Below are 14273 nucleotides of genomic sequence, written 5' to 3'. Positions count from 1 at the left end.
GCCGTCTCCCCCGTCGGTCCCACAGCGCTCTCGCCTTCCTCCGACCCTGGACGCGCGCAGCCGTCTGCGACCCTGCACTTCGTGGGGTTGGCTTTCCGGTTGTCGGAAGTTGGCAGCCCGATCTCGGCCGCGAACTGGGCGACGCCGGCCGTCCGTTGCTGGTGGCCGCCGTTGCCAGCACCCTCACCAGTGGCTACGCCGCCCTCGCCCTGGCAGTCGCGGCCATCGCGGCGCCGCTCGCCCTGCATGCACAAGCCCCCAAGGGCGCAACCCGACACGGATGACAGTCCGGGGCGGGATGACTCAGCGGATGGCGACGGCCGGTTCGGCCACCGCCGCAATGCCGGTATCGGCGGGCGTGTCGTGCAGACCGAGCCGCAGGTGTTCCACGTGGTACAGGGCCTGGCCGAGGAGTTCGGCGACGTGGTTGTCGTACAGCGCGTAGATCACTGACCGGCCCCGGCGTTCGCCGGTGACCAGGCCCAGGTTGCGCAGCAGTCTCAGCTGGTGGGAGCAGGCGGACTGCTCCATGCCGACCGCATCGGCGAGTTCCGTCGCCGGGCAGGGGCCCTCCTGGAGGCGGGCCAGGATCCGCAGCCGCGACGGTGTGGCGAGCGCCTGCAAGGTGGCGGCGACGTCGGCGGCGCCCACCGCTTCGAGGCGCTCGCGCGCGGTGGCGGCAGTTTGAGTGTCAGCTCCGTGGCCCATGGCGCCATCCTACGGACATGAACGCATGAATGAGTGTTCATTCGATCCTGTACGGTGGAGAGGTCGAGCCGATCCGTTCCCGTACGTGAAGGGCCACCGCCCCATGTCTTCCACCCTCGCCCGCCCGGCGCCGCCCGCCGTCCCGGCTCGTGATGCCGCCGCCCCCAAGCGGCGCACCCGCGTGTTCGCGCTGGCCGAGGCCCGCTGGGCTGCCGCCGCGCTGGTGCTGTTCCTGACCGCGCTGCCGCTGCAGCTGACCGGCGCCCCGGCCTGGACATGGATTCCGCTCTACGCCCTCACCTACATCACAGGCGGCTGGGAGCCGGGATGGGAGGGCCTGAAGGCCCTCAAGGACAAGACCTTGGACGTGGATCTGCTGATGGTTGTCGCTGCGCTCGGCGTGGCTGCGATCGGGCAGGTGATGGACGGCGCACTGCTGATCGTCATCTTCGCCACCTCTGGCGCGCTGGAGGCTCTCGCGACGGCCCGAACCCAGGACGCGGTCCGTGGGCTGCTCGACCTCGCCCCGGCCACCGCCACCCGCCTTGCCGACGACGGCCGGGAGGAAACCGTCGCGACGGCCGACCTGTCCGTGGGGGACACCATCCTCATCCGCCCCGGAGAGCGGGTCGGCGCCGACGGCCGGGTCCTCACAGGGGCCAGCGAGGTCGACCAGGCCACCATCACCGGCGAGCCCCTGCCGGTCGCTAAGGAGACCGGGGACGAGGTGTTCGCCGGCACCCTGAACGGCACCGGCGCGCTGCGGGTCAAGGTCGAGCGGGACGCCTGCGACTCGGTGATCGCCCGGATCGTGGCGATGGTCGAGGAAGCCTCCGAGACCAAGGCCCCCACCCAGCTGTTCATCGAGAAGGTCGAACGGCGCTACAGCCTCGGCATGGTTGCTGCCACTCTGGCCGTCTTCGCCATCCCTCTGGCCTTCGGCACGGATCTGACCAGCTCGCTGCTGCGGGCCATGACCTTCATGATCGTCGCCTCGCCGTGCGCGGTGGTGCTGGCGACCATGCCGCCGCTGCTGTCCGCCATCGCCAATGCCGGACGCCACGGCGTCCTGGTCAAGTCCGCCGTCGTCATGGAACGCCTTGGCCAGGTCGACGCGGTCGCCCTGGACAAGACCGGCACCCTGACCGAGGGCACTCCCCGGGTCACCGGCATCCGCCCCCTGGCCGGGTCGGACCTTTCCGAGGACGAGCTGCTGATGCTGGTGGCCGCTGCCGAGCACCCCAGCGAGCACCCCCTCGCCCGTGCCGTTGTCGACGCCGCCCGCGAACGCCGCCTTCAGCTGCCCGCCGCCGAGGACTTCGTCTCCACCCCCGGCATCGGCATCACGGCTACCGTAGGCGGCCGCAAGATCGCAGTCGGCGCCCCCGCCCGGCTGCTGGCCGACGCCGGTGACCCTGTGTCGGCGCGGGCCGAAGTGGTGGCGGGCGAGCTGGAGGACAGCGGCCGCACCGCCGTCCTCGTCCAGCGCGACGGCACCCCCATCGGCGTGCTGGGCATTGCTGACCGGTTGCGCCCGGACGCCGCCGCCACCGTCGCCTCCCTGACCACGCTGACCGGCCACGGGCCGATGCTGGTGACTGGTGACAACCTGCGTGCCGCCGCCCGCCTTGCCGCCGAGGTCGGCATCACCGGAGACGACGTCCACGCTGGCCTGCTGCCCCAGGACAAGGCCGAGGCCGTACGCCGGCTCGAAGCCCGCGACCGCAAGGTGCTGGTCATCGGCGACGGCGTCAACGACGCCCCCGCGCTGGCCGCCGCCCATACCGGCATCGCCATGGGCCGGGCCGGATCCGACCTCGCCCTGGAGACCGCGGACGCGGTCATCGTCCGTGACGAACTCGCCACCGTCCCCAAGGTCATCGCCCTCTCCCGGGCCGCCCGCAAGCTGGTGGTGCAGAACCTCGTCATCGCCGCCGTGTTCATCACCGGCCTGGTCATCTGGGACCTCGCCGGCAACCTCCCGCTGCCGCTCGGTGTGCTCGGCCATGAAGGCTCCACCGTCATCGTCGGTCTCAACGGCCTGCGCCTGTTGCGCGACGCCGCCTGGAACCGCGCCGCCACTCAGGACAGGGCAGGCGTGTGAGCCGCCGCAGCAAGAAGGCCGCCCCCACCCCGGGGGCGACCCGGCCCACGGTTACTGTCTGCCGTGGCTGCTGCTGCGGCACCCCGGCCAAAGTCCCGCGCCTGGACCATGGAGGTCAGCTCAGCGACCTGCGCACCGCGCTGGCCGGGGTGGCCGTGGTCCGGCGCACCGACTGTCTGGACGCCTGCGAGCGCGCTAACGTCATCGTCATCCAGCCCTCCGCCGAGGGACGGCGGGCCGGAGGCCGCCCCGTCTGGCTCGGTCAGGTCAACGACCCCGGCGCCACCACCGACATCACCGCCTGGGTCAAAAACGGCGGCCCCGGCCTCGCCGACCCACCCGACATCCTCGGCCTCTACACCTTCGAGCCCTCGCGCCGCATTCGACACGAACTCGACGGCTGATCCCCTCCCGGAGGGCCGCTACCACTTCACAACGGCGGCCTTCCACAGACCGCAGACCGCGTGGACAGATCTTCGAGCAGGAACGCTGAACACCGAAGGCCGGAATCGGGCCTGGCTCGCTCGCGGCCGGATCAAGCGGCCTGGCCGAAGCCCTCGGCAGTCGGGCTCTCCTCACGCAAAGCGGTGACATCCACGTCCCGTTTCGTCTCGTACGCCTCAGGAGTGACACCGAGTTCGTGGGTGGAGCAATCGCCGAACCGCCGGATGCGCTCGGTCAGGTACGGCGAAATCCGGGCCAGGTCCTCGGGACCGGTCTCCCAGCCCTGCTGCAGGAGTTGGCAGACGGTCTCGGCGATGTCCGGTGCGTTCAGCGTTGTCTTCCCGAGATTCTTTGGGCCCTTGGGCGGTTGCCGGCCGTGTTGGGGCTGCGCAGCGGGGCGATTTTCTGCAGGGCGGCTGCGTTGCTCCGGGTGGGGGCGGCCTGCACGGGGCGGAGCCGGACGACTGCGTCGAGGCCGCCGTGGGGTGCGGCGTTCAGGGTGACTTCGCCACCACTGGCGTGGGTGAGCCGTTGGACCATGGACAGTCCCAGACCGGTGCCGTCGTGGTGAGCGTCAGCGGCACGCCAGAACCGGTCGAAGGCGCGTTGCCGGTCGGCTTCCGTCATGCCGGGGCCCTCGTCTGTCACGTGCAGCTCGGCCATGGGCGCCGTACGGCCGCTGTCTGCCGGTGGGGTGGCGGTCGCCAGGGTGATGGTGGCGCCGGGAGGGGACGCACGCAGCGCGTTGGAAAGCAGGTTATCGATGATCTGTTCGAGTGCGCCCGGGACCGCCCACACCTGGCCGGCCTTTGTTCCGGCGACGGTGATGTCGACGCGCTGTTCGCCGGCGAACGCCGTCCAGATGGCCGCGCGGTCGGCAACAACGGTGTCGAGGTCTGTGACTTCCGGCGTGATTGCCGAGTTCTCCAGCCGGGCGAGGGCGAGGAGTCCTTGGACCATGCGGCTGAGCCGTCCTACTTCGCCGATCGCTTCGTTGAGGCTGTGCTGTGCGCAGGGAGTGAGATGGGGTTCGAAGTTCTCCAGGCGCAGGCGCAGTGCGGTCAGCGGGGTCTTCAGCTGGTGCGATGCCTCGGAGGCGAAGGCCCGCTGGGAGTGGAGCAGGTGCTGGAGCCGAGTTGCTGTGCGGGTGAAGGAGGCAGCCAGTCGGCGCAGTTCCGGCGGCCCGCGGTCGGTGGCCGGAGGGTGGGTGAGGCGGCCGTCGGCGAGTTGGGCGGTGGCGCGTTCCAGAGCTCGGAGAGGGCGGGTGATGGAGCGGGCGAGGGCGAAGCCGATCAGGGCGACCGCGGCCAGTACGCCCAGTCCGGTGACGGCGAGTGCCACCCAGGTGGCGTGGACTCTTTGGGTGAGTGGGGCAAGGGGGTAGAGCGTCCGTACGACGCAGGAAACGGTGTTGTCAGAGGTGCCGGGCACGGTGGCGAACAGGATGTCGCTGTTCGAGACCGGGCCGTCGCGGGTTCCGGTGGCGGTTCGGTTGTGCAGCGCGGTGGCGATGTCCGGCTCGGAGGAGATGTTCCGACCGACGGTGTCGGTGTCGGTGTCGGTGTCGGTGTCGGTGAGGACCGTGCCGTCGTGGTCGGTGACGGTCACGCTGCTGCCGGTGCGCTGAGCGTAGTTGCGGGCGATCTCGGGCAGGTCCGATGCCCGTCCGTGCTCGAGCTTGTCCTCACACACCACGGCGAGGGTCACCGCGCCCAGTTCCGCGGTGTTGGAAAAGCGGGTCAGCTCGCTGCGGGTGTAGATGAAGCCGAACGGCACTTCGAGGGCGAGCAGGACGAGCAGCATGAGGCTGAGGTGGCTGAGCAGGATGCGGCGGGTCATCGGCCGCCTCCGCGGGTCCGGATCGGTAGGGGGGAGGCAGCGGTGGAGCTTACGGGCGGTACCAGGCGGAATCCGATGCCGCGGATGTTCTCGATCCAGGAGGGGTCTCCGAGTTTGCGGCGCAGGGCGGCGATGTGGACGTCCAGGGTCTTGGTGGGGCCGAAGTAGTTGGGTTCCCAGGCCGTGTCGAGGATCTGCTGGCGGGAGTAGACGGCTCCGGGGTCCTCGGCGAGGCAGACGAGCAGATCGAACTCTTTGGGAGCCAGGGCAACCGGTGATTGGTGCAGATGGACCTGACGGGTGCGGCGGTCGATGGTCAGGGGGCCGATCCGCTGGGCGGCGGATGTACCGGTCCGGTCCCGGATGCCGGGGGTTTCCGTCACCGCACCGTCCGCGCCGGAGGGCGCGGCCTGTGTTCGACGGGTGACGGCGCGGATCCGTGCCACCAGTTCCCGGACCCCGAACGGCTTGGACAGATAGTCGTCCGCGCCCAGTTCCAGGCCGAGCACACGGTCGACCTCCGCGTCCCGGGCGGTGATCATGATGATGGGGACCGAGGAACGGGCGCGCAGTGCCCGGCAGACGTCGATGCCGTCCATGTCGGGCAGTCCCAGGTCCAGCAACACCATCCCCGGTTCCGTGGCGGACAGGCCCCCGGCACCGGTCCGCGCGTGTTCCACGGTGAAGCCGAAGCGGCGCAGTCCTTCCATCAACGGTTCGGCCACCCGGTCGTCGTCCTCGATCAGCAAGACATGCATGCTGACAGGCTCGCAAGCGGCAGACGCATCGTGCGGCTCTCGCCGGAGCCTTCCTCCGAATCAGTGACCCTTTTCAGTCTCGTGCTGTGATGTTGACGCGGGCGAGTGCCGTCAACGCTCCACGTGAAATCCGCCGGTTGGAGCAGCCGCCGGTCCAAGATGTGCGGGGACATCCAGGGCGCTGCCAGCGTCTGGTGAGGAAATGGTTAAGAAATAGAATGTCGGACGTGCTGGATCATATGCGGCCCTAGGGCGGAAGGCTAAATGCTGTGGGATTAGTAGGCCTTAACCGAGTAGCGTGCAAGGCTGCTGCGGGACAGGTCCACCCGCTCCCTCGAAATGCGAAGTCTCCGCAGGCTGGAGTGTGTCGACCGAGGGGTGACCGCAGCGGTGGCAATGGCCTCGACATCTCATCTCCCCTGCGGCACCCACTGTATTTGCGCTGGAAATCCCCTTACACGCCGTCCCGTAGCGTCCGATGTGCGGCCTGAGCCACAGGTGTGCCGCGCGAAGGAAATCACCCCACGACACCCGGGAATGCGCCATGTCAAGGAGAGCCCCCGACACATCCGTTAATCCTGCATTCCCTTCCAGGCCGGGACGGTGAGGATGTCTCAGACGACGATCGACGAACTGCGCCGAGTGCGCCCCGATCTGGTGGAGCCGTTCACGGCTGCTCTGGCCGGAGCGCGGGCCACCGTGCTTGGCCGGCTGTGGGGTGCCTTCTCACGCGAGCCGCTCCCTGGCGTGACCGGCCGGCGAAGAGAGGGGGACGCGCTGGTGGTCGCCCTGCGGCACGGTGACCGGCTCGTGGCGGCGGACGCGTGTGCCCAGCCGTTCGCCCAGGTGCCTGAGGACTTCACCGTGGTCGGACCCGGCGGGCCGCTCCACGGGCCCGCGGAACTCCTCGCGGAACTGAGGTTGCCCACCTCGGCCGCGAGCCGACTGGCGGCGGAGCTCGACAACAGCGTGGTCAACCTCGCCCTGGCCCGCGCCGCGAACGCCCAAGGCCCTGGTCCGCTGCGCGATTCGGCCGATGCGGAGCAGGCGGTGGTCGACGGCCATCCGCAGCACCCGTGCTGCCGTACCCGTACGGGCATGTCCGTCGCCGATGTGCTCGCCTACGCGCCCGAACACCACCCGGTGATCGAGCTGGCCCTGCTCGCCGTCCCGGCCGAACGCTGGCAGGGCGCCGGCACGTGGCCGCAGGAGCTGCGTGACGGCGACACGATCCTGGTGCCCGTTCATCCCTGGCAGCGGGACCACGTACTGGTGCACCACCCCGACCTCGCCGTGGCACGGCGGACGATCCCGGCCCGGCCGCTGCTGTCGCTGCGCACCCTCGCGCCTGTGACCGACTTGGCGGGCTGTCACATCAAGACCGCCCTCGACGTGCAGGTCACCAACTACCGGCGCACCATCTCACCGGCTGAGGTCGCCGACGGCCCAGCCCTGTCGGACCTGGTCTCGGCAGTCGTCGACAAGGCCGGGTTCGGCGAGAGCCTACAAATCCTGCGCGAGCTGGGCGGCGGCACCGTGCGGGTGGGCGGACAGGCATCCGCGAGCCTGGCTGCGATGCTCAGGGAATCCACGGAGTCCCACCTCGAACCCGGAGAGATCGCCATCCCGCTGACGGCGGTGCACGCGACCGACGCCACCGTGGTGGCAGGTGATCCAACACGCTGGCTCGCGGACTTCGCCGGGCTCGTGCTGCCGCCCGCGCTGGCACTGCTGTCCATGGGAGTGGCGCTGGAAGCCCACGGCCAGAACACCCTGGTCGTCTTGCGGGACGGGCGACCGGTGCGGGTGCTGTACCGGGACCTGGACGGGGTGCGGGTCAGTCCCCGCAGGCTGGCTGCGTGGGGATTCACCCTCCCGCCGCTGGCCGGCTCCCGTGCCGGTGACGATCTGGACGCGCTGCGCACCAAGCTGTTCGGAGGACTGCTCAGCGGGGTGTTCAGCGAACTGGTCGACGTCCTCGCCCGCACCCGCGCCGTCGCTCCCTGGGCGCTGTGGGAGACCGTGGCCGCGGTCGGCCGCCGCGTGTTCGCCGATCTGCCGGACGACGGGGACACGGCCGCCTTCTTCGGCGCGACGCTGCCGCTGAAGGCGACCATCGCGATGCGTCTGGCCGACGACCCCGGCAAGGCGCGGTGGACTGCTGTTGCCAATCCCCTCGCGCGGTGCCGCTGAACTCCACAGGGGCCGGACACGGCCACGTCCGGCGGTCGCCATGACCGCCGGAGGGCCGGTCCGACCGACGACTGCTGCACGACCGCTGCACGACTTCTGACGCACTGGAGCCACCGCATGACCACCTCTGCCACTGTCACATCCACGATCACGTCCACCGCCGCACCGACCGGTCAGCCTGCGCAGTCCGCCGACGCCGTCACTGCCCACACACTGCTCAACTGCCTGATCCGCGAGGTGTCCGCCCCCGAACACCAAGTAACCGTGGACGAGGACCACCTCCTGCTGCGCCTGCCGCGCTGTGACCTCCTGTTGCGCGCCCGGCTGCGCCGGGCCTCGGTCATCGGTGCACACCGTTTCCAAGGGCCGGTCCAACGGCTCGACGACGCCACCTGGGTCACGATTGGCTGGCGGGAACTGGCCGGCTACGTCCAGGACGAACTGGAGCTGCGTACCGGCATGGCCAACGACGAGTTCCTGGACCAGGTCGCCGACAGCCGCGAGACCATCCGCACCGCTCTGGAACACCGGGCCCACGCGGAGCCGGAGGCGGACCTCTACCTGGCTTCGGAACAGGCACTGGTGTTCGGCCATCGCTTCCACCCCACACCCAAGGCCCGGACCGGGGACCCGGCGGACTGGCTGGCGTACGGGCCGGAAACCGGAGCCCGCTTCCGCCTGCGTTATCTGGCGGTACGCCGCCATCTGGTGCGGGAGGAGGGGGACCTGCGCGAGCTCGACGCGCTGTGTCCGCCGGCCGACCCGGGATTCGTGACGCTGCCGGTGCACCCCTGGCAGTTCCGTCTCCTGCGCGACAACCACCGCCTGCGTGCGGCGATGGTCGCAGGCGAGATCGGGGACATCGGCGTGAGCGGGCCGGAGCTGGTACCGACCGCATCAGTGCGCACCCTCTACCAGCCGGACGCCGACACCTTCCTGAAGTTCAGCCTGAACGTCCGCCTCACCAACTGCGTCCGCAGGCACGCCAGTTATGAACTGTCCGGTGCCGTGACCCTGAACCGGCTGGTCCAGCCCATCATGGCCACTCTCGCCGAACGCTTCCCCGAATGCGCTCTGCTGGCCGAACCCGGCTACCGCACGCTCGACGCCGACGACACCGCCCTACTCGAGGGCCTCGGCGTCATCGTCCGCTCCGGCCTGGGCCCCCACCTGCGTCCCGGGGTGACGCCCCTGCTCGCCGCCGCGATCGCCGACGAGTACCCCACCAGCAGAGCTCACGTCTCCCATCTGCTCGCCCGCGGCGACGGGGACGTCCTGGCCTGGTGGGACGCGTACGTGCGGCTGCTGCTGCCGCCGGTGCTGGCCGCCTACTTCGAACACGGCGTCGTCCTGGAACCCCATCTGCAGAACGTCGTCGTCGGAGTGAACGCCGACGGCATGCCCGTGCAGATACTCTTCCGCGACCTGGAGGGCACCAAGCTCCTGCCCCGCCACCACCAGCACACCCTCGACGGTCTGCCCGAGGACGTCCGCGGGCCTCTCACCTACGACGCCGAACGCGGCTGGAACCGGGTCGCGTACTGCCTGCTGGTCAACCATGTCGCCGAGCTGCTCGGCGCCCTCGCCGACCTCGAGCCGGCCCTGGAGCCGGCGCTGTGGGGCCTGGTCCGCGATCGCCTCGACGCCTACGCCCGCTCCGCTGCCCAACCGCCACGCCTGCGTGCCCTGCTCTCCGGCGTCCCCCTGCCTGCCAAGGCTAACCTCCTCCTGCGCTGGGCCCGTCAGGCCGACCGGCACGCCACCTACGTCGCCCTGCCCAGCCCGCTCGGCATGGACTTCCCCCGCGAGGTGACCCCGTGAGACCCGCGCTGCTCCACCACATCCACCAGGTGGCCGACGACGACCTGCCCGCCTACGTCTACGATCTGCCCGGCCTGCGCGAGCACGCCCGCGCGATCCGGGCCGCGCTGCCGCAACGCGTCGAGCTGCTGTACGCGGCGAAGGCCAACTCCGACCCCCGCCTGCTGCAGGCCCTGGCCGAACATGTCGACGGGTTCGAGGTCGCCTCCGGCGGCGAACTCGGCCACGTCCGCGGCCTCTTCCCCGATGCGCCGATCGCCTTCGGCGGCCCCGGTAAAACCCCGGCCGAGCTGGACCAGGCCCTGGACGCGGGCGTACATCGCCTGCACATCGAAAGCGAACACGAACTGCGCGTCCTTTCGGCCGTGCTGGGCGAGCGCACCGCCGACGTGCTGCTGCGCGTCAACGTACCCGTCGTCCTGCGCTCGGTCGCACTTGCCATGGGCGGCAAGCCCAGCCCCTTCGGACTGGATCCCGCACAGCTGGACCCGTGCCTGGACATCATCGCCTGCGACCAGCGCATCCGGGTGCGCGGCCTCCACGTCCACCTGGCCAGCGGACTCAAGGCCACTTCCCAACTGGCCCTGGCCGAAGAGGTCCTGGCCTGGGCAGGCCACTGGGCTCACCAAAGAGGGATCGACCTGGCCGAGGTCAACATCGGCGGCGGGATGGACGTCGACTACGCCCGCCCACACAAGGTGTTCGACTGGCCCGCCTTCGGCGCCGGGCTGCGCCGGACCCTGGCCCGCCACCCGCACCTCACGCTGCGGATCGAACCCGGTCGCTCGGTCACCGCCTACTGCGGCTGGTACGTCACCCAAGTCCTGGACGTCAAGTTCAGCCGCGGCCAGGCGTTCGCCATCCTGCGCGGAGGCACCCACCATCTGCGCACACCCGCGGCAAAACAGCACGACCAGCCCTTCGAAGTCATCCCTGACGACTCCTGGCACCGGCCCTGGAACCGCCCCGAGGCCCGTGACGAGCCGGTGACGCTGGTAGGGCAACTCTGCACACCGAAAGACATCCTGGCCTGCCGAGTCAGGGTCGACCGGTTGCGTGTCGGCGACCGGATCGCGTTCGCCATGACCGGCGCCTACGCGTGGAACATCTCCCACCACGAGTTCCTCATGCACCCCCACCCAACCTTCCACCACGTCGACGATGCGGAGGTGCCCGTCCCGCACACGTACGCCTGCCGGACGTCATGAGCATGTACCGCCGCGTGCGCGCGCCACGCCGAAGGAGGGCCCCGAGCGCGGTGCTCGCCACGCTCACCGCCCGGGCCTTCCGCCGCTACCTGCTCGGCCAACTGACCTCCAACATCGGCACCTGGATGCAGCGTGCCGCCCAGGATCTGCTGGTTCTGCATCTCACCGGCAACAGCGGGAGCGCGGTCGGCATCGTGACCGCACTGCAGTTCCTGCCCCAGACCCTGTTCGGCCTCACAGGGGGAGTCCTCGCCGACCGCTTCCCCAAACGCCGACTGCTGCTGATCACGCAGACCGCCATGGCAGTGCAGTCCCTGCTGCTCGGATACCTGACCATCACCGGCGCGGTGACCCTGTCGTCCCTCTACACCCTGGCCTTCGCCCTCGGCACCGCCACCGCCGTCGACACTCCCGCCCGCAACGCCTACATCTCCGAACTGGTCACCCGCGAGCAGGTGACGGCCGCGGTCAGCCTGAACTCCGCCCAGTTCAACGTCGCCCGCATCCTCGGCCCCGCCGCCGCGGGCCTGACCGTCGCCGCCGTCGGCACCGGCCCCGTATTCCTCATCAACACCGCCTCATACCTGGCCGTCCTGTACGGGCTCATCACCATCCGCCCCGACAAACCCCGCAAACCCAGCCGGCCCCAGCACGGCGGTACGCGACTGACCGACGCCTTCCGCCACATCACCACCACCCCGGAACTCCTCCTGCCCATCACGGTCATCGCCTTCGTCGGCACCTTCGGACTCAACTTCCAGGTCACCATCTCCCTCATGGCGATCACGGTCTTCCACTCCGGCGCCGCCGCCTTCGGCTACCTCTCAGCCGCCTACGCGGCGGGCAGCCTCATCGGCGCGATCCTCGGGGCCCAATACGGGCGGCCCCCCACCGCACGACGTCTCGTCGCCGCGACGGTCGTCTTCGGGGTTCTGGAAGCCGCGCTGGGCCTGATGCCCGGCTATGGCACGTTCATGGCCCTGCTGATCCCGACCGGATTCGCCTCGGTGACCGTCACCACGACCGCCAACGCCCTGACCCAGCTTCATGCCGACCCGCACCTACGCGGCCGCATCCTGTCCGCCTACTTCCTCGTCCTCCTCGGCGGCACACCCCTCGGCGCCCCCCTGGTCGGCCTCGCCTCGGACACCCTCGGCGCCCGCTCCAGCCTGATCCTCGGCGGCATGATCTCGGCATTCTCGGCGCTTGCTCTCTCAGCGATGGCCACCAGGCGTCGGCTGCCGCACCGGCCACGGAAGACCACTGCCCCGGCCGGTTCACCGCTCACCGACCCACCTGACCCTCTGGCCGCCACCCCCGGCAAGACGCCGACCAGCCGGTCCACGCCCTGAGCACGCCTCAACCAGCGGTACGGGGCCGACGGGGCATCCTCCTCGGCTCGCTCTCTCAAACACTGGGGACGCATCATCCAACCGGCGCTGCCGTGAAGGCATTTGACAAACCAGCACATCCTGTCAGGCATCCTCCACTCGGCAAGCGGCGCCGTGTCAGCAGCGGCGGAGCACAGAGACACCGGACGAGACCTGTCGGCAACGCGGGCCGATCCCGACTGCCATTGCCCGGAACACACCGGTCGCCGAGGCACTTCACGACGGCTGATACCGTCTACTCACCTGTAGACGTTCATCTGATAGACGACCTGCCTTCATCAGAATGCCATCGGAGAGCGGACAGGGATTCACGCGGGACTTCCCGTACCTGAACCACGGCTTGGAGATCCACTTGACGACGACTTCTTCCCGCAGCATCCAGGCGCTCGACGGCGCGCGCATCGACGGCGGTCTGTACACGGACGTCACCGACTTCGCCCGTCACACGCACTGGCTGAACGGGACCGTGTCGGCCTACACCAGTTACGGCATCGCGCTGTTCGCGGTGTTCCTGCTCGCCGCCTGGTGGCATGCCCGGCGTCAGGGCAGTGGGGTCATGGCCGCCGCGCTGGCTGCTCCGTTCGCGGTCGTCCTCGCGTACGCCGTCAACGACGGGATCAAGTCGCTCTTCCAGGAGCCCCGCCCGTGCCGGGCGCTGCCGCACGACTTCCTCATCGAGGCATGCCCGCCCGCGGACGACTACGCCTTCCCCAGTAACCACACCACCGTGGTCTTCGGGGTCGCCGCAGCACTCTTCCTCGTCAACCGGCGGCTGGGCGTGGTCGCTTCGCTCGCGGCGGTTCTGATGGCGGCCTCGCGGGTGTACGTCGGCGCCCACTACCCGCACGATGTCGCAGCCGGCGCACTCGTGGGCGCCTGCGTGGCCTTCGTCGCCGTGCTGACGGCACGCCGCTTCGGAGCTCCGGCGGTGGAGCGGCTGCGCGGCAGCACCCTGCGATCGCTGCTTCTCGCCGCCTAGCCAAGCCGGTCGCCTTTCCAGGGCGGCGGCCGGGAACGGCAAGCGCATACGCGGACGTGGAAAGTGCCCGTCGTGTGGCGTCGGCGTCTGTCCCGTAGGCCGCGGAGCCTGGCGGGGCGGACGCGGGCGGCCACGCCCCTGCCAGAGGGACTTGTGGAGGAAGATCTCACCGCCGGAGGCATCAGATGATGGGCAGCCCGAGGTCGGTACCGTCGCGGTGGGAGTAGGAGGCACGCCACAAACCGTCGAAGGGCACGTCCTCGGTCGGCCACGACGGCGTCCAGGTCGACGGCTGTGCGCCGAGTTCATCGGCCGGGCCGGTGCAAGCAGTCCCTTGGCGGTACGAGACAGCCCTGACGGGTATGTGGCGTCAGACTGCTCGTCTGCCGGGTGACGAGAGCGCCGTCGTTCCGGGCTCCCGGGGCCGGACGGGTCGTGGCCCGGTGATCCTTGAGGGCTGAACGACTACATGGCGCAGGCCCGGTTGCCCATGGAGCGGCAGGCTCGCGCGCTTCCCGCGCATCTTTCTGTCCACGTGCGACCCATGGAACGCACATCGGCGACGCGGGAGCATGTCCCGGCTCGCGCCCGGCACCGGCGGTTCCCGGAGGCCGTCATGCTCCGACGGTGACGCCGGGCGAGCTGTGTGCTGCCTATGAGTCAGAATGTATCCCGGGGAACTTGGATGGCACCCCAGGCTCGAACGACGTGTCTGCGTTGCGTTCCCCAGCCGCTGACACGGGTACGCCGGTGTGCGGGCGTGTCGACCCGGTCGCTGTCGTGTGGGGCTGGCGGACGGAGCGCCGGATGCGGGGTGTGACAGGGCGC

General features: G+C 70.0%; 10 protein-coding genes. 7 read left to right on the top strand and 3 right to left on the bottom strand.

From position 1 onward, the window contains the following. Positions 1-303: 303 nt before the first annotated feature. A complete protein-coding gene (locus ACFZDJ_RS53875; RefSeq protein WP_390941011.1) occupies positions 304-708 on the bottom strand; it encodes a metalloregulator ArsR/SmtB family transcription factor in 405 nt (134 codons plus the stop codon). Positions 709-811: 103 nt separating this feature from the next. On the opposite strand from ACFZDJ_RS53875, the gene ACFZDJ_RS53870 reads away from it, so the two are divergent. Both ACFZDJ_RS53870 and ACFZDJ_RS53865 read left to right on the top strand, forming a co-directional pair. Beyond that, a complete protein-coding gene (locus ACFZDJ_RS53870) occupies positions 812-2812 on the top strand; it encodes a heavy metal translocating P-type ATPase (protein WP_391070560.1) in 2001 nt (666 codons plus the stop codon). Beyond that, positions 2809-3216, top strand: a complete 408-nt coding sequence (locus ACFZDJ_RS53865; protein ID WP_391070558.1) for a (2Fe-2S) ferredoxin domain-containing protein — start codon at positions 2809-2811, stop codon at positions 3214-3216. The genes ACFZDJ_RS53870 and ACFZDJ_RS53865 overlap by 4 nt, the downstream gene beginning before the upstream one ends. A gap of 367 nt (positions 3217-3583) precedes the next feature. On the opposite strand, the gene ACFZDJ_RS53860 is transcribed toward ACFZDJ_RS53865, so the two are convergent. Together ACFZDJ_RS53860 and ACFZDJ_RS53855 are read right to left on the bottom strand one after the other, a co-directional pair. Further along, on the bottom strand, positions 3584-5095 hold the full coding sequence (locus ACFZDJ_RS53860; RefSeq protein WP_391070557.1) for an ATP-binding protein: 1512 nt from the start codon (positions 5093-5095) through the stop codon (positions 3584-3586). Continuing rightward, on the bottom strand, positions 5092-5853 hold the full coding sequence (locus ACFZDJ_RS53855; protein ID WP_390938890.1) for a response regulator: 762 nt from the start codon (positions 5851-5853) through the stop codon (positions 5092-5094). Before ACFZDJ_RS53855 ends, ACFZDJ_RS53860 begins: the two co-directional genes overlap by 4 nt. A 609-nt stretch (positions 5854-6462) precedes the next feature. Here ACFZDJ_RS53855 and ACFZDJ_RS53850 point away from each other — a divergent pair. The 5 genes from ACFZDJ_RS53850 to ACFZDJ_RS53830 all read left to right on the top strand — a co-directional run bounded on the left by ACFZDJ_RS53850 (position 6463) and on the right by ACFZDJ_RS53830 (position 13445). Next, positions 6463-8046, top strand: a complete 1584-nt coding sequence (locus ACFZDJ_RS53850) for an IucA/IucC family protein (RefSeq protein WP_390938888.1) — start codon at positions 6463-6465, stop codon at positions 8044-8046. 117 nt (positions 8047-8163) lie between these two features. Further along, the gene (locus tag ACFZDJ_RS53845; protein ID WP_391070555.1) at positions 8164-9867 is read left to right on the top strand and encodes an IucA/IucC family protein; all 1704 of its coding nucleotides are present in this window, start codon (positions 8164-8166) and stop codon (positions 9865-9867) included. After that, positions 9864-11075, top strand: coding sequence for an alanine racemase (locus tag ACFZDJ_RS53840; RefSeq protein ID WP_391070553.1), 1212 nt, complete (start codon positions 9864-9866; stop codon positions 11073-11075). Before ACFZDJ_RS53845 ends, ACFZDJ_RS53840 begins: the two co-directional genes overlap by 4 nt. Positions 11076-11125: 50 nt before the next feature. After that, positions 11126-12427, top strand: coding sequence for an MFS transporter (locus ACFZDJ_RS53835; RefSeq protein ID WP_391070551.1), 1302 nt, complete (start codon positions 11126-11128; stop codon positions 12425-12427). A 391-nt stretch (positions 12428-12818) separates the two neighbouring features. Then, a complete protein-coding gene (locus tag ACFZDJ_RS53830) occupies positions 12819-13445 on the top strand; it encodes a phosphatase PAP2 family protein (protein ID WP_390938880.1) in 627 nt (208 codons plus the stop codon). Positions 13446-14273: the final 828 nt, after the last annotated feature.

Source organism: Streptomyces sp. NPDC007896 (assembly GCF_042959425.1).
Classification (GTDB): Bacteria; Actinomycetota; Actinomycetes; order Streptomycetales; family Streptomycetaceae; genus Streptomyces.
The sequence above is the reverse complement of the archived record's forward strand: the minus strand, read 5'-3'. Positions and strand labels throughout refer to the sequence as shown.

Excerpts from the sequence above, each read along its gene's own strand:
- ACFZDJ_RS53875 (WP_390941011.1), bottom strand. The coding sequence starts at position 708 with ATGGGCCACGGAGCTGACACTCAAACTGCCGCCACCGCGCGCGAGCGC.
- ACFZDJ_RS53870 (WP_391070560.1), top strand. The coding sequence starts at position 812 with ATGTCTTCCACCCTCGCCCGCCCGGCGCCGCCCGCCGTCCCGGCTCGT.
- ACFZDJ_RS53860 (WP_391070557.1), bottom strand. The coding sequence starts at position 5,095 with ATGACCCGCCGCATCCTGCTCAGCCACCTCAGCCTCATGCTGCTCGTC.
- ACFZDJ_RS53855 (WP_390938890.1), bottom strand. The coding sequence starts at position 5,853 with ATGCATGTCTTGCTGATCGAGGACGACGACCGGGTGGCCGAACCGTTG.
- ACFZDJ_RS53850 (WP_390938888.1), top strand. The coding sequence starts at position 6,463 with ATGTCTCAGACGACGATCGACGAACTGCGCCGAGTGCGCCCCGATCTG.
- ACFZDJ_RS53845 (WP_391070555.1), top strand. The coding sequence starts at position 8,164 with ATGACCACCTCTGCCACTGTCACATCCACGATCACGTCCACCGCCGCA.